This is a genomic window from Polaribacter marinivivus (assembly GCF_042651285.1).
In the GTDB taxonomy this organism is placed as follows: domain Bacteria; phylum Bacteroidota; class Bacteroidia; order Flavobacteriales; family Flavobacteriaceae; genus Polaribacter; species Polaribacter marinivivus.
The window spans coordinates 918264-941294 of sequence record NZ_JBHSCY010000002.1 but is presented as its reverse complement, the minus strand read 5'-3'; the positions used below and the strand labels follow the sequence as shown (position 1 = coordinate 941294).

Here is a 23031-nt window from a genome sequence, read left to right as displayed (position 1 = left end):
CTAATTCTTTTTGTTTAAATCTTTTAATTCTTCTAATAGTAATTGAGTATTTTTTTTGGACGTTTCCATTAAACTTAAAGAACCTAAACTTAACACGTGACGTAGATTTATTACATTCATTAATTGTAATTTATTTTCATTCTTGTTTAAAATTTCTCTCGATATTTTAGCAAGTTCATCTTCATATTTTAAGTTCAATTTTGAAGATTTATTTTGCTTGTAATTAAAAATACCAATAGATTCTTCATCAAAATAATATCCTATTTTAAAAAAAACAGATGCATATTGTTGATCAACTAATAGAGAATTATTATTCTGAATAATTTTTTCAATACGTTCTAACTCTTGATAATATTGAATGAGTTTATCTTTAAATTGTTTGTTTTTTATAATGTCTATACTGCCAGATGACAACATATCTGTATACGTTGGATCATTTATTAAAAAGGTTTTTCGTGATTGTAATAATGTTAAGTTTCTAAAAAAGCTTGTATCAATCTTTATAAAGTTTTTTCCTTTAAATGAGTTTAAAAGATAACTTGCAGCATTTGTATAGTCAGTTTCATAAGAAATTTGATCATCAATGAAGTCTAATTGATTTGTTAAGTCTCTTTCTAAGTTTTTTAAATATATTGTTTCTTTGTTTTGCTCTTTAGCACCTTCATTCCAATTATTAATCTGTAAAGCAATCAAAATTCCAATAACCACTAAAACTATTTCTCCAATTGCGTATTTGAAATAACGAGAGGGTTTATTTTCCATAATAAGTGATTGACGGATTTTTCGAAAGAATTTAATCATAAGAATTCAATTCTTTAGCAATTAATTCTTTTAACTTTTTTGATTCAACCATGATATTTTTCAATTTGTATGACATTAAATTGCTTTGATTACTAACTCTAGATGCATATTGCCTAAGATGTATTGTCTTCTTAGATTTCGAATTAAAAATCCATGGATTGTCTTTTATAGCTGTCTTAGCATCTAAATGATAGAGCTGTCTAAAATTGATAAATCCATCATAACATTGTCTTCTTAAATAAATACATTCTTCACTGTATTGTAAATTGTAGAAGGACTCTCTTTCACACAATTGATAATAGGTTTGAATTTGAGTAACCAAGCTATCTGTTCCTAAAGAGTACAAACTACCCGTGTTTTTGAGCTCTTGAAAAACCGTAGAATTTAAATTGAAGGTATTCACATAAAAAATTGCTTCTTTAGTAAGGTAATTTAAGTCTTCAGGTTGTATCCCTTTTACTATCAGGCTAAGAATGCTATCTGTGTAGATTTTTCTGGTTTGAAAACCTCCTTGAACTGTGTCAATAAAATGAGCACGTTGAATGTTGTAATCCAATTCCTTAGTCAATTTTATAAGAAGCTCTTTGTTTTTATTTTTTTCTATTCTATTTGTATTCCAATTGTTAATTTGTAACGCAATTAAAATACCAATTACCACAAGGATAATTTCGCCAATAGCATAGAGTAAATATTTATTAAACCGATTATCAACTAATAGTTTTTGACGAATTTTTCTAAAGAATTTAATCATTTAATCTTTTTTAAAGCGTTTTTCTATTTCAATTCCTATATCTTTTTTTATTTTTTTTGTATGTTTAATTAATGGAATTATGGTAGACCATAGGTCATATTTATAATTAGCCTCTAATATTAGAACATCATAATAATGTTCTTCTGTCAAGTATTTTTTTATATTGTAGTGAGTTTTGGGGTAGAACCCTTCACGTTTTAAAGACAATTCGAAGTTTTTTTTATAAAAACCTTCTTTTTCTAGCTCTTCTAAATGTTTATTTATTTTTGGTTGATGCTCTTTATGTACAATATCAAAAAAGGCAGTGAATCTTGGTAATATCACCTCATAATAATAAGTAAGATTATACCTTAGGGAATCTGATTTAATTCTATCTAAACCAGATGATTTTAAGGTTTCATATGGACCTTTATTGTAACTATAAATAATTGTGTTATGAACCCAAACTATATTTTCAATTAATTGTTTATCTGAAAAACGTTTTTCTCCTTTTCTAGCAAAAAGCATATTATCTATTGCTGTGTCTTTTCTTATAATTCTCTTTTCAAAATATTTAAAATCGGCTAAATCCTTAGCTATTGTTCTATCAATTTCTATTAAAATATTTTTCTCAAACTCTTCTAATTTTCTATGCTCATTCCAATTATTAATCTGTAATGCTATTAAAATTCCAATTACTACTAAAATAATTTCGCCAAAAGCGTATGTTAAGTATTTACCCATTTTGTTTTCTTCTAAAAGTGATTTACGAATATGTCTAAAAAACTTTATCATATCTATAGGTTTTATTTTGGTTCAATGATTAAAAATATTGCTGTAGAATCTCCAATATTTAAAACCTTATGCCATTCAATTTTTTCATTATAGAAACTATAATTGTCAGGTACATTAACCTCTCTGGTTCCTGATTGGTCTGTAATTTTAAATTTGCTTCCTTTTAATGTATATCCAAAATGAGCTGCATGAAAGTGTTTTTCATGACCAACACCTGGAGAAAAAACACATTTTAAAGCTCTTACTTTATCATTTTCTTCTAGAATAGTACATACTTTTTCTCCTTTCCATCCAGCTTTTAGAGGGTCTTTTAAATTTTTATCTGGCTTGCAAGAGTGTATAAGAGAATAAATTACAAAAGCTATAATAAAAGTAAGTTTGCTTTTTTTCATATCAATTCAATAATTGTGAAATTAAAGACACACTAAATATTGTCAGCATAAACCAACCAATAAATCCTTGGATTATTGCCAAATAACGAGGTAATCCTTTTATGGGTATTTCTCCAAAACCTAAAGTGGTAAAGGTGTTTATGGAGAGCATTAATGCATTTAATGCTTTAATAAACAAATCATACAACAGACCTACAGTAAGTAATAACCCAATTTGAATGTTTTTCCATCGTTTTTGTTTAGGTGATAGATCTTTCCATTTACCATGTAAAACATCTGTTGTTTTTAAAAAACGACTTGTAATTCTAGAACTAAACATAGAAGCGTTATACAAAGGTTTACTCCAAGTAATAAAAAACGAAGGCAATTCTAAATGTGCTTTTTCTAAGTTGGTTTTAAACGCTTCATAAGAACTTATTTCTTGTTGTTTGTCTTCCAAATAAATAGTATGCATACCTTCATTTCTACGTAAATATTTTTGAAAGAACTCAAATCTGTGTATTAATCTTTTTTTCCCTAAAGTATCCCAAGAATTAGGGAAGAGTAAATAAATAAATGCAAACAATAAAATTACATACAAAGAAAAAATAACTGCTTTTTCTGGTTTAGTTCCATAAGCAGAAAACACTTTTAAAAATTGATTGATACGCCATTTAAAAAAAGTTTCGAAAGAAGGGTTTTGTTTATATTGTAATTTAGATTGCATTAATAACAAGTCTTTATATTCAATATAAAGCGCATTAGAACTTTCTAAATCCTGTTGACTTTTATAAAAATCATAATAATTAACTCGTAATTGTACTTCTTTTTTTAGGGCACTTTTATGAGATAATAAATAAGAGTTTTTATAAATATTAATTAAAGAATCTTTCTTGTTATCTAATTTTTCTAGTTTCTTATAACTTTCTATAACTCCAATTTTTTCATTTTCTCTTAGTGTATAGAAATACTCATTAAAAGATGAGCTATTAATTAGTTTATTACTAAAGTTATCCCAATCGACTTCTGAACTTTTTGTGAGTGTATTTAAACTTGTTACTACATATTTTTTGAATATGTTATTTTTGATTTTTATATTGCTTTTATCATTTTTTGCAGAAAAATAAAAATACGTTATATCTTCAAATTTATTTTCTGTAAAATTGAAATAACGTCCATTAATATTATAAATACGTGCTTGATTATAGAATGTTAAATTGTTGATATTTAAAGAAAGAAGATTGTTGCATTTGATATCACTAGACCAAGCATTTAGGTTTACGCTATTTGGCTTTTTCCAGATTTTTGAGTTTGTGATTTCCACTTCACCTTCATATAAGTTATCTGTATTTTTAAGGTCAAATAAAAAAGAAATTCCTTTTCTTAGTTCAGATGAGTTTAAAATAAAATCTGTTTGCATAAGAGCAGATTCAGAGTTGTATCTATTCTCATTTTTTTTTATATAATCATATATATTGTATACAATAGGATCATTATTATTTACTGTCAAAGTATTTTCGAAAACACATTCATTAAAAAGTACTGCTAGCGTATTTCTTAACGTAACTTTTTTCTTAAAATTGATATGATTAAAGCCAAAACCTTTAAAATCATAATTAGTTAACATACTATTAAAATTTTCAGTTGGAAATGGTATAAATTGTACGTTTTGGAGACTTAATTCTTTATGAATATAAATAGTGTCAATTCTATTGTATTTATTTTCATTTACAGATAATGGCTTAAATTGATAAATAGAATCAGAAGCTTCTTTATATTTAACAATAGCATTCTCTAATTTAAATACAGAATCTTTTTCTTCTTCAATCATTTTAAAGAATTGGGAATAGCTGTATTCTTTGTAGTTGAGTTTTTGAGAAAAAAGTAGGGTAGTAGAAAGAAATAAAAATCCTAGAAACAGTATTTTTTGGAGCATAGCAATTTTGGTTAGTTAATAGTTAGTTGAGGTTTGGTTTAAAATGTTACAAATTGTTGATTTTTAAAATATTAATCATAATGATTTACCATTTCTGGTGTTAAACCTAAATAATCATCTATAGATTTTATCAATTCTTCAGCAATTTCTAGAATGTCATTAATCATAAAAGTATGTACACTTAAAATTTGTATTCTTATTTTAATGGCGTTTAATAAATCTAATTTTATCTCAGGCTCTTGTAATCTTTGGTTTATTAGTGTTTCTAACTCTTTGTATTCTCCTAACAAAAAGTCTTCATCTTCACCAACATCTTCATCATACATGGTTATTTGACAAAGTTTTTTTATTGTTGGGTAAACTTCAGGATAAAATATATTTTCAATATTATTTTTTACATCATCTGCGCTTTCTTGAGAATTTAAGTAATAATTTATGATATCTATACTTAAGGCTTTATCCTTAATTAGGTTTAATTGTCCAGAAGCAACAAGTTCAGAATACGTATTATTTGTATTTGGGAAATTATAAGTTTCTATTAAATAATTTAACTTGTCATTTAAACTATCAATTCCAATAAAACTTTTATTTTCATCAAAATCTTGAATAATAGACTTAGCCACCTCTATAGATTCTAGGCTATGTCTTTTCATATCTTTTAATATAACTTTTTGGTATTCAATATCTTCAACTATACTTATTAAATAGCCTCTTTCTTTTTTTGTATTTTCTTGTTCTTGATTTTTATTATTAAACTGAAGCGCTAATAAAATTCCTATTACAACTAATAAAATTTCTCCAATAGCATAAGCTAAATAATTAACTAGCCTTTTTTCTGCTATTAATTTTTTTCTGATTTTTTTAAATAATTGAATCATAGTTTTTGGTTAGATTTTAAAGATAGTAAAAAATGTAACCTATTGTTTATGAAATTGTTATTCTTAAATAAAATAAGGTGTGTATTTGTATCTCTAAAAACAAAAAAAATCGTTCTAAAAAATTATATTTGTTGAGTTAAAAAGAAACTATGACATTAATAAAATCAATATCAGGAATTAGAGGAACAATAGGAGGAAACACAAGTGATAATTTAACCCCTATAGATGCTGTAAAATTTGCTTCTGCTTATGGAGCTTTCATAAAAAAAAGAAATTCAGGTAAAACAGATATAAAAGTTGTTATTGGTAGAGATGCCAGAATTTCTGGTAAGATGATATCTAGTTTAGTAGCAAATACTTTAGTTGGTTTAGGTATAGATGTTATAGATTTAGGCTTATCTACAACACCAACTGTAGAAGTTGCTGTGCCTCTAGAAAAAGCAGATGGAGGTATTATTTTAACAGCTTCTCATAACCCAAAACAGTGGAATGCCTTAAAACTTTTAAACGAAAAAGGGGAGTTTTTAAATGGTGAAGATGGAGAGCAAATTTTAGCTTTAGCAGAAAGTGAAGATTTTACATTTGCAGAAGTTGATGATTTAGGAACTTACACAAAAGATAATACATATTTACAAAAACACATTCAAGAGGTTTTAAACTTAGAACTAGTTGATGTTGATGCAATTAAAGCAGCTAATTTTAAAGTTGTTGTAGATGGTGTAAATTCTACAGGCGGTGTTTTTATACCTGCTTTGTTAAAAGAATTAAATGTAGAATGTGTTGAATTGTATTGTACTCCAAATGGTCATTTTCCTCATAATCCAGAACCCTTAAAAGAACATTTAACTGATATTTCTGAATTGGTAGTTAAAGAAAAAGCAGATTTTGGAATTGTAGTAGACCCAGATGTAGATAGGCTAGCTTTAGTTTGCGAAGATGGTTCTATGTTTGGAGAAGAATATACACTAGTAGCTTGTGCAGATTATGTTTTAGGAAGACTTGGTGGAGGAAATACAGTTTCTAATTTATCTTCTTCTAGAGCTTTAAGAGATGTTACTGAAAAACATGGTGGCACTTACACAGCTTCTGCAGTGGGTGAAGTAAATGTGGTCATTAAAATGAAAGAAACCAATACTGTTATTGGTGGTGAAGGTAATGGAGGTATTATATATCCTGCTTCACACTATGGACGTGATTCTTTAGTAGGTGTTGCTTTATTTTTATCGCATTTAGCTCATAAAAAAATGTCTTGTAAAGTACTTAGAGAGAGTTATCCAAGTTACTTTATGAGTAAAAATAAAATACAATTAACTCCAGAAATAGATGTTGATAATATTTTAGAGACTATGGCTTCTAAATATGCTAATGAAGATGTAAATACTATAGATGGTGTTAAAATTGATTTTGCAGAAGAGTGGATTCATTTAAGAAAATCGAATACAGAACCTATTATTAGAATTTATACAGAAGCTAAAAGTCAAGCAGCAGCAGATGCTTTAGCAGAACGTTTTATTGGAGAAATAAAAGAAATTATATAAACTGTCATATTAAATGCAGTCGAGAAATCTTTAGACTAATGAATTTAGAACACTATTTTTCACAATTTAGAGAGCATATCATAGGTATAGACCAGAAATTTGATACACCTTATGGTGAGCAAGATTTGGTTTATTGTGATTGGACTGCAAGTGGTCGTTTATATAGACCTATAGAAGAGAAAATTTGTAATCAATTTGGGCCTTTTGTAGCAAATACACATACAGAGACTTCAACTTCTGGTGCAGCTATGACCTTAGCTTATCATGAAGCTAGAAATATTATTAAACGTCATGTAAATGCAAATAGTAATGATGTTTTAATTACTACAGGTTCAGGTATGACAGGCGTTGTCAATAAATTCCAGCGTATTTTAGGACTTAAAGTTTCTGAGAGTTTAAAAGATTATACCACTATTCCAGAAGAACTAAAACCAATTGTTTTTGTATCTCATATGGAACATCATTCAAATCAAACTTCTTGGTTAGAAACCATTGCAGATGTAGAAGTTGTACCTTGTAATGATGCTGGCTTGGTTTGTTTAAAAGAGTTTGAAAATTGCATAAAAAAACATCAACATAGAAAAGTAAAAATCGCTTCAATAACCTCTTGTTCTAATGTAACTGGTATAAAAACACCTTATCATGATGTTGCAAAATTAATTCATAAATACAATGGGTTATGTTTTGTAGATTTTGCTTGTTGTGCACCCTATGTAGATATTAATATGCATCCAGAAAATGAAGATGAAATGTTAGATGCTATTTTCTTTTCTCCTCATAAATTTTTAGGAGGACCAGGAAGTTCTGGTGTTTTAATATTTAATAAAGCCTTGTATAAAAATACAGTGCCAGATAATCCTGGAGGAGGCACTGTAAGTTATACAAATCCTTGGGGAGAACATGATTATTTTGATGATGTAGAAACTAGAGAAGATGGTGGTACTCCTGGTTTTTTGCAAACCATAAAAATTGCTTTAGCAGTTCAGTTAAAGGAAAAAATGGGTACAAAAAACATAGAAGAAAGAGAAGAAGAAATTAATAAGGTAATTTTTAAAACCTTAGAGAGTTTAGAGGGTGTAAAAATATTAGCTCCTAATCATAAAAAGAGATTAAGTATTTTTTCTTTCTATTTTGAAAAATACCATTTTAATTTGGTCGTTAAATTATTGAATGATCGTTTTGGAATTCAGACTAGAGGAGGGTGTTCTTGTGCAGGAACTTATGGGCATTTTTTATTAAATGTAGATCAAGAAACTTCTAACAGAATTAAAGGTCAAATTTTAGAAGGTTGCAATACAGAAAAACCAGGTTGGGTTCGTTTGTCTTTACATCCAACAGTTACTAATAATGAATTAGATTTTATTTGTAAATCATTAACTGAATTATCAAAAAATATTGAAGATTGGTCTAAAGATTATAGGTACGATGCCATTAAAAATGATTACGTGCATAAAACAGTAAAACCAATAGAAAAAGAGTTAGTTAACTCTTGGTTTGCTGTTTAGATTTCATAATTTCTTGCCATTCTTCAAATTTGTCTTTATGTTTAAAACGTTTGTGAGACCACAAATAAAACTCAGGCTGTTCTTTTACATTTTTCTCAGTAATTTTTAAGAATTTCTCAGTAATATCATAATTCTTAAATTTTTTCGGGTCTTCTGTAATTAATTCGAAATCAGTCTCATAGTAACCTCTTTTTATTTTTTTTGCCCTGTAATTAATTACAACCAAATTATATTTTTTGGCTAACATTTCTGCACCTGTATGGACAGGAACTTTTACACCAAAGAATTCTGCCCAATGAAAAGTTTTAGGGATCATAGGAGATTGATCACTTAACAAAATATAAGAACCTTGAATATTATTTTTAAACTTATCTTTAATAAAATTTACAAAGTCAGAAGTTCTAGAACCTACAACACCAAATTTCTCTCTAGTACTTTTTAATTTATCTTCAAAAGTTTCGTTTCTTAATTTATTGTAAGCGCCAAACACATTTCCTTTTATCACTAAAGGCAAGCTAGTAGACCATTCCCAATTTGCTAAATGTGCACTTACTAATGCTATGCTTTTACCTTGCTCTACATATTTATTTACTAGTTCAGGATTTTTATATTGATATCTTTTTAAAATTTCTTTTTCAGAAATGGTAAATGATTTAAGGCTTTCTACAACCATATCTGTAAAATGTTTGTAGAATTTTTTAGCAATTAATTCTTTTTCTTTGTTAGATTTTTCTGGTAATGCTGTACTAATGTTACCTAAAATTACATCTTTTCTGTAACCAATGATATGATAAACTAGCACAAAAAGAAAATCTGAAATGATATATAAAATTCGCATTGGTAATATCGATATTAACCAAATTATAGGATAAGTAATGTAGAATAATATAAGATTCATTTGTGTGGTATTAAATACAAATATCGTGCTAAAAATCTATTTGCTTTATATTTTATAATTTTCTCTATTTTTTTAGCTTTTTCTGAACGTTTTTCATGCTTTTCCATTCATTAAAACGATCTTTATGTTTAAATCTTTTATGAGACCATAAATAACATTCTGGTTGTTTTTTTACAAGTTCTTCAGTAAGCTTTATATATTCATCCGTAATTTTATAATTCTCAATTTCTTTAGGATTTTTAGTTATCAATTTAAAATCGGTTTCATAAAATCCTCGTTTTATTTTTTTTGTAGCACAAAAAACAACTGCTAAATCAAATTTTTTTGCAATAGTTTCAGCTCCTACATGTATAGGTACTTTAATGCCAAAAAAATCAGTCCAATATAAAGATCGTTCTACTTGAGGTGATTGATCACTTAGCAATAAATATATACTTTGTTTTTTTTCTTTAAAGTTCTTTAAAATTACCTTAGTAGTTTTTGAAGACTCATAACATTTAAATCCAAAACGCTCTCTAGATTTCTTAACTACCTTATCAAAATAAGTATTGCCTAAACTAGTATAAGCTCCATAAACTTTACTATTAACTACCAATGGAGAATTCACAGACCATTCCCAGTTAGCTTGATGTGCTCCAATAAATATAATGCTTTTCCCTTCTTTTAATAGATTGTTTACTAACTCTGGATTTGTGTATTGATATCTTTTTACTATTTCACTCTTACTAATTGAAATGGCTTTTATGGTTTCTATAAATAAATCAGTAAAGTGTTTAAAAAAGTATTTAGAATAGTGTTTGTTTTCTTTCAATGAATTGTTAGGAAAAGCTAGATTTAAATTATTTAAAACAACTTTTTTTCGGTATTTAAATACATAAAAAATTAATAGGTAAAGTACATCAGAAAATATATATAATATCCTTAAAGGTAATTTAGATAATAATTTTACTATGGGATATACTAAGATAAAAGTAATAAACTGCATACTAATTTTTTCGAGTACAAATATCTATATTTTAATTTGAAAAGGTAAAAGGAAATCAAACAGAATTGTTATGTTTGTTTTATGTTACAACAATCAAATTTAATTGTATTAGGTATTATAATAGCTAATGTTTTAGTATCTATGAAAGGTTTTGATGATTATGCCTTTTTAGATAAGTATAAATTTCAAGTTAGTAGGATAAAAGGAGGAGAGAAGGTAAGGTTGTTTACATCAGGTTTTTTGCATGTAGATTGGATGCATCTTATTTTAAACATGTATGTTCTATATGTTTTTGCAGATTTTGTGGCTAATATTTTAGGAAATAATAGTTTTTTAATTATTTATTTTGGAAGTCTTTTAGCAGGAAGTTTTTATTCTTTGTCTTATCATAAAGATGAGCCTTATTACTCTGCTGTTGGTGCATCTGGAGCAGTTTCTGGTATTGTTTACTCATCAATTCTACTTTTTCCAGATATGCAGTTATTGCTCTTTTTTGCTATACCTATTCCTGGTTATGTTTTTGGAGTAGGATATTTATTATATTCTATTTATGGAATGAAAAAACAACTTGGAAATGTAGGGCATGCAGCCCATTTAGGTGGTGCAATTGGAGGATTTGCTTTGACTTTATTATTAAAGCCTATTTTATTTTCTATCAATACTACATTTGTAATACTTTTAGCAATACCAATTTTGTTATTATTGTTTTTTGGTGATAAGCTAAAAAAGTTCTAAAAAAAAGACTTTACAATATTGTAAAGTCTTTTTTTTTTGAGCGAGAGACCAGGTTCGAACTGGCGACATTCAGCTTGGAAGGCTGACGCTCTACCAACTGAGCTACTCTCGCTTGGTAAAGCTTTTTTAAAAAAAATTGTAGCGAGGAGCAGATTTGAACTGCCGACCTCAGGGTTATGAATCCTGCGCTCTAACCAACTGAGCTACCTCGCCATTCATATTTGAGGCTGCAAATATAAATGAATTTTAGAGATTCGCAAGCAGAGGTTTTAATTTTTTTTAAATAGAATTAATACCTATATTGTGTGCCTAACTAAACGAAAAAATGGATAAAGTCAAATACGAATTAGAAATCCCTATACACGCATCTCCTAGCATGTTGTATCAATATATTTCTTCTCCTTCTAGTTTGCAAGAATGGTTTGCTGACAAAGTAAACTCTAGAGGGAAAATTTTTAGTTTTATTTGGGATGATACAGAAGAAAAAGCAAAGCTAATAACTAAAAAATCTGATGATAGAATACGATTTAAATGGTTAGAAAGTGAGGATGATGATAGTTATTTTGAAATTAAGATTCAAGTTGATGCATTAACAAAGGATGTGTCTTTAATAATAACTGATTTTGCAGACGATGAAGATGAAGTAGAAGAGGCAAAGCAACTTTGGGAAAATCAAATAGACGAATTAAAGCATACTATTGGAGCATAGACAAATGCTATTATTTATATAAATGACTCAGTTTTTTAACTGAGTTTTTTTATGTCTTATTATTATCAAAAGCCTTAATTTTGTTCTTTTATATTTAGAAGTATGATAAATTTTAATGGAGACATATTAGATCAAGAAAAATTTTCTCTAACTGCTGAAAATAGAGGGTTCAAATATGGCGATGCTGTTTTTGAAACTATTAAAGTTGTAAATAATAAAGTAATTTTTTGGGAAGATCACTATTTTAGATTGATGGCTTCTATGAGAATGCTTAGAATGAAAATTCCTATGAGTTTTACATTAGAATTTTTAGAAAAAGAAATCTTAAGCTTAGTAAAAGCAAATAACACTTCACAAAAATCTAGAGTTAGATTAACTATTTTTAGAAAAGATGGTGGTTTATATACGCCAAAAACTAATGAAATAGATTTTTTGGTTGAAGCTTCTGAATTAAATCATAACATAAAAAATGATTATAAGATAGATATATTTAAAGACTTTTATAATTACTCTGGATTATTATCTACCATTAAAACAAACAATAAAATGCTAAATACTTTAGCTAGTGTTTTTGCTAAAGAAAACGACTTAGATAATTGTATTTTAATTAATGAGAAAAAGGGGGTAGTAGAAGTTACAAATGGTAATATTTTTATTGTAAAAGATAATGTTGTAAAAACTCCTGCAACTACAGAAGGTTGTATTAAAGGTATTGTTAGGAAAAAAGTACTTGAAATTCTATCAAAAAATGAAGAGTTTCAAGTTGAAGAAACTTCAATTTCTCCATTCGAAATTCAAAAAGCTGATGAGGTATTTATAACAAATGCTATTATTGGTATTCAGCCTGTTACTCAATATAAAAAGAAAACATTTAAAGTAGATTTTAGTAAAAAAATTGCTAAAAATTTACAAGTTTTGGAGTTTACAACTTAATTTAAAGTAACATCACTGGGTGCGTTTGCCCAAAGCTTATAATCACCACCTTTTTGTATTAATTTGTTTCTCCATAAAAACATGTCGTTTTCGGCAAAAATATCTTCAGAATCGTTTTCCGAGATAAACCATGACTTTGTGTTTATTTCATCTATTAGTTGATTTTTTTCCCAACCAGAATATCCTAAGAAAAAACGAATGTCATTTTTTTGAAGTAAATTGTTATTTAGGAGATTCTTTAATGTTTCAAAATTACCACCCCAATAAATGCCATTGTTTACCTCTATGCTATCTGGTATTAATTCTGGTACTTGGTGAACAAAATACAAATTATCTTGCTCTACAGGTCCTCCTTGGTATATTGTAAAGTCTGCATTTATTTCTGGTAACAAATCGTTAATGGTAAAATTTAAAGGTTTATTAAATATAAAACCTACAGAATTATTCTCAGAATGTTCTGTAATTAAAATAATAGATCTATTAAATGATGAGTCATTTAATATAGATGGCTCAGCAATTAAAAGTTTTCCTTTTGTAGGTTTTAAATTGGGCATAAGTAAATATATAAAATTATAGGTATAAAAAAAACTCTCTTAAAAAGAGAGTTTTCTATAATAAAACGATAAACTAAGATTAGTTTACAGCGTCGCTTAATCCTGCACCAGCTTTAAATTTAGCTACATTTTTAGCAGCAATTTGGATAGTTTTACCAGTTTGAGGGTTTCTACCACTTCTTGCAGCTCTTTTAGAAACTGAAAAAGTTCCAAAACCAACTAAAGCAACTTTATCTCCTTTTTTTAAAGCAGAAGTTACATTTCCTGTAAAAGATTCTAATGCTGCTTTTGCTGCTACTTTAGAAATTCCTGCGTCTGCAGCCATTGCATCGATTAAATCTGACTTGTTCATAATAAATAGATTTTAAATTATTGAATATTTATATTTTTTGCTAAAAAGCTTAACAAATATAGACGGATTAAGGGCTTACGCAAATTTGAGGTATACAAATAAGGGGTTTTGTTAATAAATACCTATTAAATGTTAATAACGACTAGTGTTTTTGTGTAAAAAACGCAAAATTCCTTGTTGGTAAAGGGTTATAGCACTTTTGCATCGTCAGAAAAATGAAATCCATTAAGTAGGCTTTTAATGTCCATTTTTCGTTTACCAGATAATTTTATTTCTAATACATTTATATAACCATTTTCAACAGCTATTTTTAATTCTTTTTTAGTTGTCTTTATTAGTCCTACATTATAAGAATGTTTTTCATAAACCTTTTCTACTTTGTATAATTGAGCTTTAATGATTTCTTTATTGTTTTCTATTAAGGTCCAGGCAGAAGGAAAAGGATTTAAACCTTTTATTTTATTGTAAATGTTTTCAATAGATTCTGACCAATCAATTTTAGTGTTTTCTGAATTAAGTTTTGGTGCAGATTTTTCTTCTAATTCTGGTTGTTTAGTAGTGCTAATATTTCCATTTTCAATTTGATCTACTGTTTGCAAAACTAACTCAGCACCTAAAAACATAAGTTTATCATGTAAAGTACCTACAGTTTCATCAGGTAAAATCTCAATTTCTTTTTGTAAGATAATTTCTCCAGTATCAATTTTATCATCTATAAAAAAAGTAGTAACACCAGTTTTTGTTTCACCATTTATAATTGCCCAATGAATAGGTGCAGCACCTCTATATTCTGGCAATAAAGAAGCATGTAAATTAAATGTACCGAATTTTGGCATGTTCCAAACTATTTTAGGCAACATTCTAAAGGCTACTACTATTTGTAAATCTGCAGATAGTTTTTTTAGTTCATCAACAAAATTTTCATTTTTTAAGTTGGTTGGTTGTAAAATAGCTAAGTTTTCTTTTAAAGCGTATTTTTTTACTGCAGATTCATTTAACTTTCTTCCTCTACCTGCAGGTTTATCTGGGGCAGTAATAACCCCAACAATATTATAGTTGTTTTTTACTAAATGATCTAAAATAGTCACTGCAAAATCTGGAGTGCCCATAAAAACTATTCGTAAATTTTTCATCTTTAAGATTTGATTTCGTATTTGTTTCTAGAATTAATTTTAATTTTATCTAGAGTTAATAGACTGCGCAAATGTATTAAAACTTCATGCTCATTACTATTTAAATAGGTAATGATTTCAGAAGAGGTTAATGATTTTTTAAGGTTTAATAATTTTAAAATTTCTATTTCAATATCTTTAATTGAAGTCTTTTTTTGAGTTAAACAGACGTCACAAATACCACATTTTTTATCTGAATTTTCATCAAAATAATTTAAAATTTGAATACTTCTACAGATGTTATTATTGTTTAAATAGAGTAAAAAAGCATTAAATTTTTCTTCTTTTAATTTTAAAAACTGTGTTATTTCTTTACTAAATAAATTTATAGTTCTATCATCTTCTCTAGGCAAAAGAAATTGAATTTCTGTATCTGTTATTACAGGGTTGTATTCTAATATATTTTCTTTATCTAGTTGCTTCAAATACTGAATTACTTGCGAAGAAGTTATATTATTTTTTTTTGCAAGTACAAATTCATTAATATTAACTTTTTGTTTATGTAAACCAGTGTAACTTCTTAGTAATGAGTTTATAAAATTTTTAATATAGATATTATTTATAGCGTATTTTATAACAAATTCATTAGAAGTTTTAAACATTATAGTTGATTTTTTTTGAAACGTATTAGATAACGAAACAATACCATTGTTCATTAAAATACGTAAAATAAACTCAACTTTATTTTGTGTAAATTGATACTTTTTAGCAAAGTCATATGTGTTTAATGGAAACGTTTTTTCTAAAAGTTCGCCATTACTAATTTCGAAATTTTGATATAATTTTCGATGTACTTTTTTAATTTCTGATAGGGTTGGAATATTTTTAAAAAAACGTTTTTTGTAAATTTCAAGATCATGATTGTTTTTTAATAAAACAGCAAAAGATTTTTTAGAATCTCTTCCTGCTCTTCCTGCTTCTTGAACATAATTTTCTATGCTACTTGGTATATCAAAATGTATAACAACTCCAACATTAGATTTGTCTATACCCATGCCAAAAGCATTTGTTGCTATCATAATTGGTGTTTCTTCTTTTAGCCAATTATCAAAAGCATTCTTTTTTTGATCGGTTGTTAATTTTCCATGATAAAAACTACTCTTAAATCCGTTTGCATTTAAAAAGTTAGAAAGTTCAATTGTTTTTTTTCTTGAATTCACATAAACTATTGCTGGTCTTCTTGTTTTTAAAAATATTTGTTTTAGCCTAGTTAACTTATCTTCTACAGAAAAAATTTGATAAGCCAAATTATCTTTAAAATAACTTTTTGTAAATAGTTTAGGTTCTTTTAAATCTAAATTTATCTCTATGTCATTAATTACTTTTTTTGTGGCAGTTGCTGTAAGAGCAATGTAATTAACATTTTGGAAGTATTCTTTTATTTGTGTTATGTTTCTATATGAAGGTCTAAAATCATGCCCCCATTCAGAAATACAATGTGCCTCATCAACAGCAATTAAAGAAAGAGTTAATTCTTTTAATTTTTCTTGAATTAAAGAAGATTGAAGTCTTTCTGGTGATATATATAGTAGTTTGTAATTATTGAATTTTATAGCATCAAAAAGAGAAACAATTTCGTCTACACTTGAGTTTGGTTTTATATAAGTTGCTTTAATTCCTCTTTTTACTAAGCTATTTACTTGATCTTGCATTAGTGCTATTAATGGAGAAATTACCAAACATACTCCTTCTAACAATAATGCAGGTATTTGATAGCAGATTGATTTTCCACTTCCTGTAGGTAGTAAAGTGATAACATCTTTTTTACTTAAAACAGCTTCTATCACTTCTTTTTGAGGTGATTTAAAACTAGAGTAACCCCAATATTTTTCTAATATTTCTTCAGAAGAAATCATTTAAGTTGTTCGATTGAATGTAAGATGTAGTTTACTCTATCTTCAATACTCCCAAAAGGAACTTTAACAATTTTATAGTCCAATTTTAGGTAAGCTTCTTGTAAGTATTTATCTATTTTAATAGTGTCTTCAAAAGATTCGTAACGTTCGTTGTCAGTTTCGTGTATTTTTTCCCAAGGAGAAAAATGAAAAATGACATCGTATTTGTATTTTTTACTTTTCTCTATAAAATAATCTGGGTAATCTGTTTTAGCATAATTTAAATAAGCAAAAACATCTGGTAAACCTCTATCAAAAAAGATAGGGGTAGCATTTAGTTTTTGAGCTTCTAAAAACTGGGTTTCTCTGCCCTCTAATAATAACTTACTAAAAAGTATAGGCTCAGTTAAAAAAAGTTGATCTATACCTTTCTTTTGAGCTTCTAGAGTTACTTGTCTAGAGATTTCATGAAAACAAGAGAATCCTTTTTCATCTAAACTATTTATGATGGTGGTTTTGCCAGTTCCTGGGCCACCTATTAATACAACTTTTAATTGCTTTTTTAACAAAATTCTGTTTTTAAAGTATTTGAAAAATACTATTTTGAGTCGATTTTGACAAAAATAAATCAATCTCTTTATAAAACTAATTTTTAATGTAATTTTGTGCGCTACATTTTTCTAATATTAGTTAGGTAAGCTTATGAAAGATAAAAACGAATTTTATATAAAATTAAAAGCTCAATTAGAAGATACTACTGATTTTCCATCAGATTATATGTATAAATTTATTGTGCCTTCTTCTGGAAATCAAGTAAATGAAGTTGAAAATATATTTGATAATACAGGAGCAGTAATTAATACAAAAAAATCTAAAACAGGAAAATATGTTAGTGTTTCTATAGTTGTTAATTTAGATAGTGCTAACAGCGTAATTAATTATTATAAAAAAGCAGAAAAGATTGAAGGAATTATATCTTTATAAATTTATGAAAAAGTCAGTATTACTTATATGTTTGTTGTTTTCTTTTGTTGCTTTAGCACAAAAGAAAGAGAAGGTTTTAGTTACTATAGATAATGAAAAAATATCGGTTCAAGATTTTAAAAGAGTTTATGAAAAAAATCTAGATGCCATAGATAATGAAGAAGCAAAAGATATAGATAACAACCTTGAATTATTTATTAATTATAGGCTTAAAGTTAGAGAAGCTTATGCAATAAAACTAGATACATTAACAAGCTATAAAAAAGAAATAGAAACCTATAGAAATCAATTATCTGCTCCTTATTTACAAGATAGTGCTTTTATAAATCAATTAGTAAGAGATGCTTATTTTAGAACTAAAAATGAAGTAAAAGCGAAACATATATTAATTAGAACGCCTAAAGTTCCAACTTCAAAAGACACGCTAGAGGCTTATCAAAAAATAATAAAAATTAGAAATAGAATAGTTAATGGAGAAGATTTTGAAAAAGTAGCAGAAGAGGTTTCAGAAGATCCATCAGCTAGAGATTTTAATGGTAGAAAAGGTAACAAAGGTAATTTAGGATATTTCTCTGCTTTTAAAATGGTTTTTCCTTTTGAAGATGCAGCTTATAATACAAAAGCAGGTCAAGTTTCAAAACCTTTTAGAACTCGTTTTGGATACCACATTTTAAAAGTGGATGAATTTAGACCATCTAAAGGAGAGGTAGAAGTTGCACATATTTTAGTGAAAGATTTGTCTAAAAAAGGAGAAGATAAAATAAATGAAGTATATGCTAAACTTAATAAAGATGAACAGTTTGGTAGTTTAGCAGAAAGATATTCTGATGATCCAGGAACTAAATCTAGAGATGGTAAGTTAAGAAAGTTTGGAACAGGAGTTATGGTTAAATCTTTCGAAGATGTAGCATTTAGTTTAGAAAAAGAAGGAGAATACTCTAAACCTTTTAAAACAAGATTTGGTTGGCATATTGTACAGTTAATAAAAAAACACCCTGTACAACCTTTTGATGAAATTAAAATAGAGTTAGAAAATAGAATTAAGTCTAGCTCTCGTGCACAATTATCACAAAATGCAGTTATTGAGAGATTAAAAGAAAAGTACACTATTCAAGAAAATTCACTAGCTAAAGAAATTCTTAATAGTAAAGATTTAAGTAAAGGTGATACAGATTCTTTACAACAAACAATGTTTACCATTAACGAATTAAAAATTACTCAGAATGATTTTGTAGACTTTGCTAAAAATAGAAAAGATAAACCTAATTATGAATTGTTTAATGAGTTTAAAGACAAAACAATCTTAACTTATTATAAAGATAATTTAGAAAAGTCTGAGCCTCAATTTGCAAGTACATTACAAGAATATAAAGATGGTTTGTTACTTTTTGAGTTAATGCAACAAAAAATTTGGAATAAATCTGCACAAGATTCTTTAGGTTTAAAAAATTATTTTGATAAAAATATAGGTAATTATAAAACCAAGAATTTAAAAGAGATTAAAGGAGAAGTCATGAACGACTATCAAAATTTCTTAGAGAAAAATTGGATAGCTGATTTAAGAAAAAATGCTATTATAACAGTTGATAAAAAGCAGTTAAAAAAAATAAAAAAGCATTACAATAGAAAATAATGAAAAAAACAATTCTACTTTTTTTGAGTATTTTTTTACTGATCTCTTGCGACTATTTTAGTGTAAAAGATAAGGAAGAAAAAACATCTGAAATTGTAGCTATAGTTAATACAGAAAAGCTTTTTAAAGACGATATAAAACAAATTTTACCAAAAGAAATTAGTAAAGAAGATAGTACTGTTTTGGTTAGAAGTTTCATTAACGACTGGGCTATTAAACAACTATTATTAAGAAAAGCAGAAAACAATAGTTCTTTAGAAGAATTAAATGAAATAGATAAACTTGTAAAAAATTACAGAGAAAGTTTATTAATTAATAATTATAAAGAAATGTTGATTAAGCAACAGTTAGATACTTTAATTAATCAACAAGAAATAGATACTTTTTACAGTAAAAACAAAGAAAATTTTAAGTTAAATGAAGAGCTTATTAAAATAAAGTTCTTACATTTTGATACTAACGTCATCAACAAAAAAGAATTAATTAAATTATTTAAATCTGATGATATAGAAGATTTAGAAGCTTTAGAAAAACAGCAACTTAGTTTTAAAAACTTTCAATTTAATGACTCTGTTTGGAGTAGAGTAGATAACGTTTTGTTAAAAGTGCCATTTTCTAAAGAAGAATTGTTAAAAAAAATACAATTCACACAAAAACAAGACTCATTAGGTTTATATTTGACGAGTGTTAAAGATGTTCTACTAAGAAACGATATTGCTCCTTTAAGCTATGTAGAACCAACCATAAAACAAATGATTTTACACAAACGTAAAATTCAATTAATTAGAGATATAGAAAAAATATTAGTACAAGATGCAACAAAAAACAACAACTTTAAAGTCTATTAAGCTTTGTTTATTTACTATTTTTTTGAGTATGATGGTTATTCCATTACAAGCTCAAAAAGTAAAAATTGATGGAGTAGCAGTAGTTATAGGTAAAAATATTGTTTTAGAATCTGATATAGATAAATTTAAGCAAGAAGTAGAAATTAGATCAGAAGGTAAAATCACTATTAAAGATTGTGAAATGCTAGAAGAGTTAATGCAACAAAAACTACTTTCACACCATGCTGTAGTTGATAGTATTACAGTTTCTGATGCAGAAATATCATCTAGAGTAGACAATAGTGTACAATATTTTACACAGCAATTTGGGTCTTTAGATAAAGTTATAAAAGCTTATGGTTTTAATGATATAGATGATTTAAGAAAAGAATTGTATTCTGTTCAAAAAGACAATCTTTTAATAGAGAGAGAGCAACAAAAAATTACAGAAAAAATAGATGTTACTCCAGAAGAAGTCCGTTTATATTTTAATGGGTTAAAAGAAAAAGGAGATTTGCCAGAATTTCCTGCAGAAATAGAGTTAGCTCAAATTGTATTAAATGCATCTGCAACTAAAGAAGAAGAAGATAGAATTGTTGCTAAGTTAAATGATTTAAAGAAAGAAATTGAAGAAGGAGCAAGTTTTAAAATGAAAGCTATTATAAATTCTGATGATCCAGGTGTAACAACTAATGGAGGTAGATATGAGGTGACTAAAGAATCTCAATTTATCAAAGAATTTAAAGAAATGGCTTTTAGTTTAGATATTGGCCAAGTATCAAAACCATTTAAATCAGACTTTGGTTACCATATTATGCAATTGCATGAAATTAAAGGAAATATGAGGGTAGCTTCACATATTTTAATGAAACCAGATATCCCAGAAACTCGTTTATTAGATACCAAAGCAAGAGCAGAACAACTAGCAAAAGACATAAGAGAAGGTAAGATTACTTTTGAAGAAGCTGTAAAAAAATATTCTGATGATAAAGAAACAAAAAACAATGCTGGTCTAATAGTAAATCCATATACAGGTGAATCTCGTTTTGATTTAACAAGAATGGATCCTGCATTATATGCAAGAGTTACTGAATTAAAGAAAGGTGAAATTACAGATGTTTTTTATGATGAAGATAGAAGTGGAGATAAGATGTACAAATTTATCTTAATGAGAGATAGAGTAGATACTCATGAAGCAGATATGGTTGATGACTATGTGAAAATTCAAGAATTAGCTCTTACAAAAAAGAAAGAAGAAACCATTACAAAATGGGCTAAAGAAAAAATTAAAGATACTTACATAAAAATATCAAGTGAACACCAAAAATGTAAGTTCGAGAAAAATTGGAAAAAAGAAACAAATAAGTAATGTCTGATGTAAAAGCTGTAGATGAATTAGTTGTAAAATACAATTCATTAAAATCTGAAATTGGTAAAGTAATTATTGGGCAAGAACAAGCTGTAAACTTTACACTTTTATCTATTTTTTGTGGAGGACATTCACTTCTAATAGGTGTGCCAGGTTTAGCAAAAACATTGTTAGTAAATACACTTTCAAATGCTTTAGGATTACATTTTAAAAGAATACAGTTTACACCAGATTTAATGCCTTCTGATATTTTAGGAAGTGAAATTCTTGATGAGAAAAGGCAATTTAAATTTATAAAAGGACCTATTTTTTCTAACATCATTTTAGCAGATGAGATAAATAGAACACCACCAAAAACTCAAGCTGCTTTATTAGAAGCCATGCAAGAGCGTTCTGTAACTGTTTCAGGTAATTATTATAAATTAGATTTACCATTTTTTGTACTTGCAACACAGAATCCAATTGAGCAAGAAGGTACATATCCATTACCAGAAGCACAATTAGATAGATTTATGTTTTCTATAAATCTAGAATATCCTAGTTTTAAAGAAGAGGTTCAAGTAGTTAAAAACACAACTTCAAACATTCAAAATACAGTAAATTCTATTTTTTCTGGAGAAGAAATTATTCAAACTCAACAGTTAATTAGAAAAATACCTGTTACAGATAATGTTATTGAGTATGCTGTTTCTTTGGTAGGTAAAACAAGGCCAAAATCTAACGAAGCAACAGAAATGGTTAAAAATTACTTAGACTGGGGTGCAGGTCCTAGAGCTTCACAAAATTTAATTTTGGCTGCTAAAGCTCATGCAGTTGTAAACGGAAAATATTCTCCAGATATAGAAGATGTTAAAGCAGTTGCTGTACCAATTTTATCTCATAGAATAGTAAAAAACTATAAAGCTGAAGCAGAAGGTATAAGTATAGAACAGATTATTAATTCTCTTCTGTAGTATCTTTTTCGAAAAAACTAAACACATTTCCACCATATCTTTTTTGATAACTATAATAGCTATGATCAGATAGATCTGTGTGTTTAGAATGTTCTATAATTAATAAGCCTTCTTCTAATAATAAATTATTATCAAAAACTAAATCAGCAATTTTTATAAATTGTTCTTTTTCAAAATTATAAGGAGGGTCTGCAAAAATTACGTCAGATTTTAAAGTTGTCTTTTCTAAAAATTTATAAACATCACTTTTATAAGTGATTATATCAAAGTTAAATTCTTTAGCTGTAGCATTTATATATTTTACACAATTATAATTACCATCTACAGCTACCACTTTTTTTGTTCCTCTTGAAGCAAATTCGTAGCTAATATTTCCTGTGCCAGAGAATAAATCTAAAACAGAAATACCATCAAAATAATAGAAGTTGTTTAAAATATTAAATAAAGACTCTTTAGCCATATCTGTTGTTGGACGAACAGGTAGGTTTTTAGGAGCTTTTAAACGTCTTCCTTTATATTTACCAGATATTATTCTCAT

Annotated in this window: 24 protein-coding genes and 2 tRNA genes; 10 read left to right on the top strand and 16 right to left on the bottom strand. The window is 27.2% G+C overall.

Annotation, left to right across the window (positions count from 1 at the left end; all coding sequences use genetic code 11):
* The 6 genes from ACFOWD_RS12315 to ACFOWD_RS12290 form a co-directional block, all read right to left on the bottom strand.
* Window positions 1–762, bottom strand: coding sequence for a DUF6090 family protein (locus ACFOWD_RS12315; protein WP_377410959.1), 762 nt, complete (start codon window positions 760–762; stop codon window positions 1–3).
* 31 nt (window positions 763–793) lie between these two features.
* The gene (locus tag ACFOWD_RS12310) at window positions 794–1552 is read right to left on the bottom strand and encodes a DUF6090 family protein (protein ID WP_377410957.1); all 759 of its coding nucleotides are present in this window, start codon (window positions 1550–1552) and stop codon (window positions 794–796) included.
* Entirely contained in the window at window positions 1553–2326 is a 774-nt protein-coding gene (locus tag ACFOWD_RS12305; protein ID WP_377410955.1) for a DUF6090 family protein, read from the bottom strand.
* A gap of 11 nt (window positions 2327–2337) precedes the next feature.
* Window positions 2338–2718, bottom strand: a complete 381-nt coding sequence (locus ACFOWD_RS12300) for a cupin domain-containing protein (RefSeq protein ID WP_377410953.1) — start codon at window positions 2716–2718, stop codon at window positions 2338–2340.
* Window position 2719: 1 nt separating this feature from the next.
* Window positions 2720–4528 (bottom strand): ion channel, encoded by a 1809-nt coding sequence (locus ACFOWD_RS12295; RefSeq protein WP_377410951.1) that lies wholly within the window; start codon window positions 4526–4528, stop codon window positions 2720–2722.
* Between the two features lie 176 nt (window positions 4529–4704).
* Window positions 4705–5511, bottom strand: a complete 807-nt coding sequence (locus ACFOWD_RS12290; RefSeq protein ID WP_377410949.1) for a DUF6090 family protein — start codon at window positions 5509–5511, stop codon at window positions 4705–4707.
* A gap of 149 nt (window positions 5512–5660) precedes the next feature.
* On the opposite strand from ACFOWD_RS12290, the gene glmM reads away from it, so the two are divergent.
* Window positions 5661–7049: a phosphoglucosamine mutase gene (glmM, locus tag ACFOWD_RS12285; RefSeq protein WP_377410947.1), complete on the top strand. Its 1389-nt coding sequence runs from the start codon at window positions 5661–5663 to the stop codon at window positions 7047–7049.
* Window positions 7050–7087: 38 nt separating this feature from the next.
* Window positions 7088–8554, top strand: coding sequence for an aminotransferase class V-fold PLP-dependent enzyme (locus tag ACFOWD_RS12280; RefSeq protein ID WP_377410945.1), 1467 nt, complete (start codon window positions 7088–7090; stop codon window positions 8552–8554).
* On the opposite strand, the gene ACFOWD_RS12275 is transcribed toward ACFOWD_RS12280, so the two are convergent.
* Window positions 8532–9452 (bottom strand): lysophospholipid acyltransferase family protein, encoded by a 921-nt coding sequence (locus ACFOWD_RS12275; RefSeq protein ID WP_377410943.1) that lies wholly within the window; start codon window positions 9450–9452, stop codon window positions 8532–8534. The two genes, ACFOWD_RS12280 and ACFOWD_RS12275, sit on opposite strands and share 23 nt — an antisense overlap.
* Window positions 9453–9516: 64 nt before the next feature.
* Window positions 9517–10437 carry a lysophospholipid acyltransferase family protein gene (locus ACFOWD_RS12270; RefSeq protein WP_377410941.1) on the bottom strand — a complete coding sequence of 307 codons (921 nt, stop codon included), beginning with the start codon at window positions 10435–10437 and terminating at the stop codon, window positions 9517–9519.
* Between the two features lie 81 nt (window positions 10438–10518).
* Between ACFOWD_RS12270 and ACFOWD_RS12265 the strand changes: the two genes are divergently transcribed.
* A complete protein-coding gene (locus ACFOWD_RS12265) occupies window positions 10519–11172 on the top strand; it encodes a rhomboid family intramembrane serine protease (protein WP_377410939.1) in 654 nt (217 codons plus the stop codon).
* Window positions 11173–11211: 39 nt separating this feature from the next.
* On the opposite strand, the gene ACFOWD_RS12260 is transcribed toward ACFOWD_RS12265, so the two are convergent.
* Window positions 11212–11284, bottom strand: a tRNA-Gly gene (locus ACFOWD_RS12260).
* Between the two features lie 27 nt (window positions 11285–11311).
* Window positions 11312–11385: transfer RNA gene (locus tag ACFOWD_RS12255), tRNA-Met, on the bottom strand.
* 112 nt (window positions 11386–11497) lie between these two features.
* On the opposite strand from ACFOWD_RS12255, the gene ACFOWD_RS12250 reads away from it, so the two are divergent.
* Window positions 11498–11881, top strand: a complete 384-nt coding sequence (locus tag ACFOWD_RS12250; protein ID WP_298994423.1) for an START-like domain-containing protein — start codon at window positions 11498–11500, stop codon at window positions 11879–11881.
* 102 nt (window positions 11882–11983) lie between these two features.
* Window positions 11984–12814, top strand: coding sequence for an aminotransferase class IV (locus ACFOWD_RS12245; protein ID WP_377410937.1), 831 nt, complete (start codon window positions 11984–11986; stop codon window positions 12812–12814).
* Here ACFOWD_RS12245 and ACFOWD_RS12240 read toward each other — a convergent pair.
* The 5 genes from ACFOWD_RS12240 to ACFOWD_RS12220 form a co-directional block, all read right to left on the bottom strand.
* The gene (locus ACFOWD_RS12240; RefSeq protein ID WP_298994428.1) at window positions 12811–13368 is read right to left on the bottom strand and encodes a YqgE/AlgH family protein; all 558 of its coding nucleotides are present in this window, start codon (window positions 13366–13368) and stop codon (window positions 12811–12813) included. The two genes, ACFOWD_RS12245 and ACFOWD_RS12240, sit on opposite strands and share 4 nt — an antisense overlap.
* Before the next feature lie 79 nt (window positions 13369–13447).
* Complete coding sequence (locus ACFOWD_RS12235; RefSeq protein WP_298994431.1) at window positions 13448–13720, bottom strand: HU family DNA-binding protein; 273 nt, start codon at window positions 13718–13720, stop codon at window positions 13448–13450.
* Window positions 13721–13908: 188 nt separating this feature from the next.
* Entirely contained in the window at window positions 13909–14853 is a 945-nt protein-coding gene (gene fmt / locus ACFOWD_RS12230; protein WP_377410935.1) for a methionyl-tRNA formyltransferase, read from the bottom strand.
* Window positions 14854–14855: 2 nt separating this feature from the next.
* On the bottom strand, window positions 14856–16748 hold the full coding sequence (locus ACFOWD_RS12225; protein ID WP_377410933.1) for a RecQ family ATP-dependent DNA helicase: 1893 nt from the start codon (window positions 16746–16748) through the stop codon (window positions 14856–14858).
* On the bottom strand, window positions 16745–17296 hold the full coding sequence (locus ACFOWD_RS12220; protein ID WP_377410931.1) for an AAA family ATPase: 552 nt from the start codon (window positions 17294–17296) through the stop codon (window positions 16745–16747). Before ACFOWD_RS12220 ends, ACFOWD_RS12225 begins: the two co-directional genes overlap by 4 nt.
* A gap of 133 nt (window positions 17297–17429) precedes the next feature.
* On the opposite strand from ACFOWD_RS12220, the gene ACFOWD_RS12215 reads away from it, so the two are divergent.
* Genes ACFOWD_RS12215 through ACFOWD_RS12195 form a run of 5 tightly spaced genes read left to right on the top strand, consistent with a single transcriptional unit; the run spans window position 17430 to window position 22493 of the window.
* A complete protein-coding gene (locus ACFOWD_RS12215) occupies window positions 17430–17711 on the top strand; it encodes a DUF493 family protein (protein WP_298994444.1) in 282 nt (93 codons plus the stop codon).
* Between the two features lie 4 nt (window positions 17712–17715).
* Window positions 17716–19344: a peptidylprolyl isomerase gene (locus tag ACFOWD_RS12210; protein ID WP_377410929.1), complete on the top strand. Its 1629-nt coding sequence runs from the start codon at window positions 17716–17718 to the stop codon at window positions 19342–19344.
* Window positions 19344–20192 carry a hypothetical protein gene (locus ACFOWD_RS12205; protein ID WP_377410927.1) on the top strand — a complete coding sequence of 283 codons (849 nt, stop codon included), beginning with the start codon at window positions 19344–19346 and terminating at the stop codon, window positions 20190–20192. The genes ACFOWD_RS12210 and ACFOWD_RS12205 overlap by 1 nt, the downstream gene beginning before the upstream one ends.
* The gene (locus ACFOWD_RS12200) at window positions 20158–21540 is read left to right on the top strand and encodes a peptidylprolyl isomerase (RefSeq protein WP_377410925.1); all 1383 of its coding nucleotides are present in this window, start codon (window positions 20158–20160) and stop codon (window positions 21538–21540) included. The genes ACFOWD_RS12205 and ACFOWD_RS12200 overlap by 35 nt, the downstream gene beginning before the upstream one ends.
* The gene (locus tag ACFOWD_RS12195) at window positions 21540–22493 is read left to right on the top strand and encodes an AAA family ATPase (RefSeq protein ID WP_298994455.1); all 954 of its coding nucleotides are present in this window, start codon (window positions 21540–21542) and stop codon (window positions 22491–22493) included. Before ACFOWD_RS12200 ends, ACFOWD_RS12195 begins: the two co-directional genes overlap by 1 nt.
* Here ACFOWD_RS12195 and rsmD read toward each other — a convergent pair.
* Window positions 22477–23031, bottom strand: a complete 555-nt coding sequence (gene rsmD / locus ACFOWD_RS12190) for a 16S rRNA (guanine(966)-N(2))-methyltransferase RsmD (RefSeq protein WP_377410923.1) — start codon at window positions 23029–23031, stop codon at window positions 22477–22479. The genes ACFOWD_RS12195 and rsmD overlap by 17 nt on opposite strands.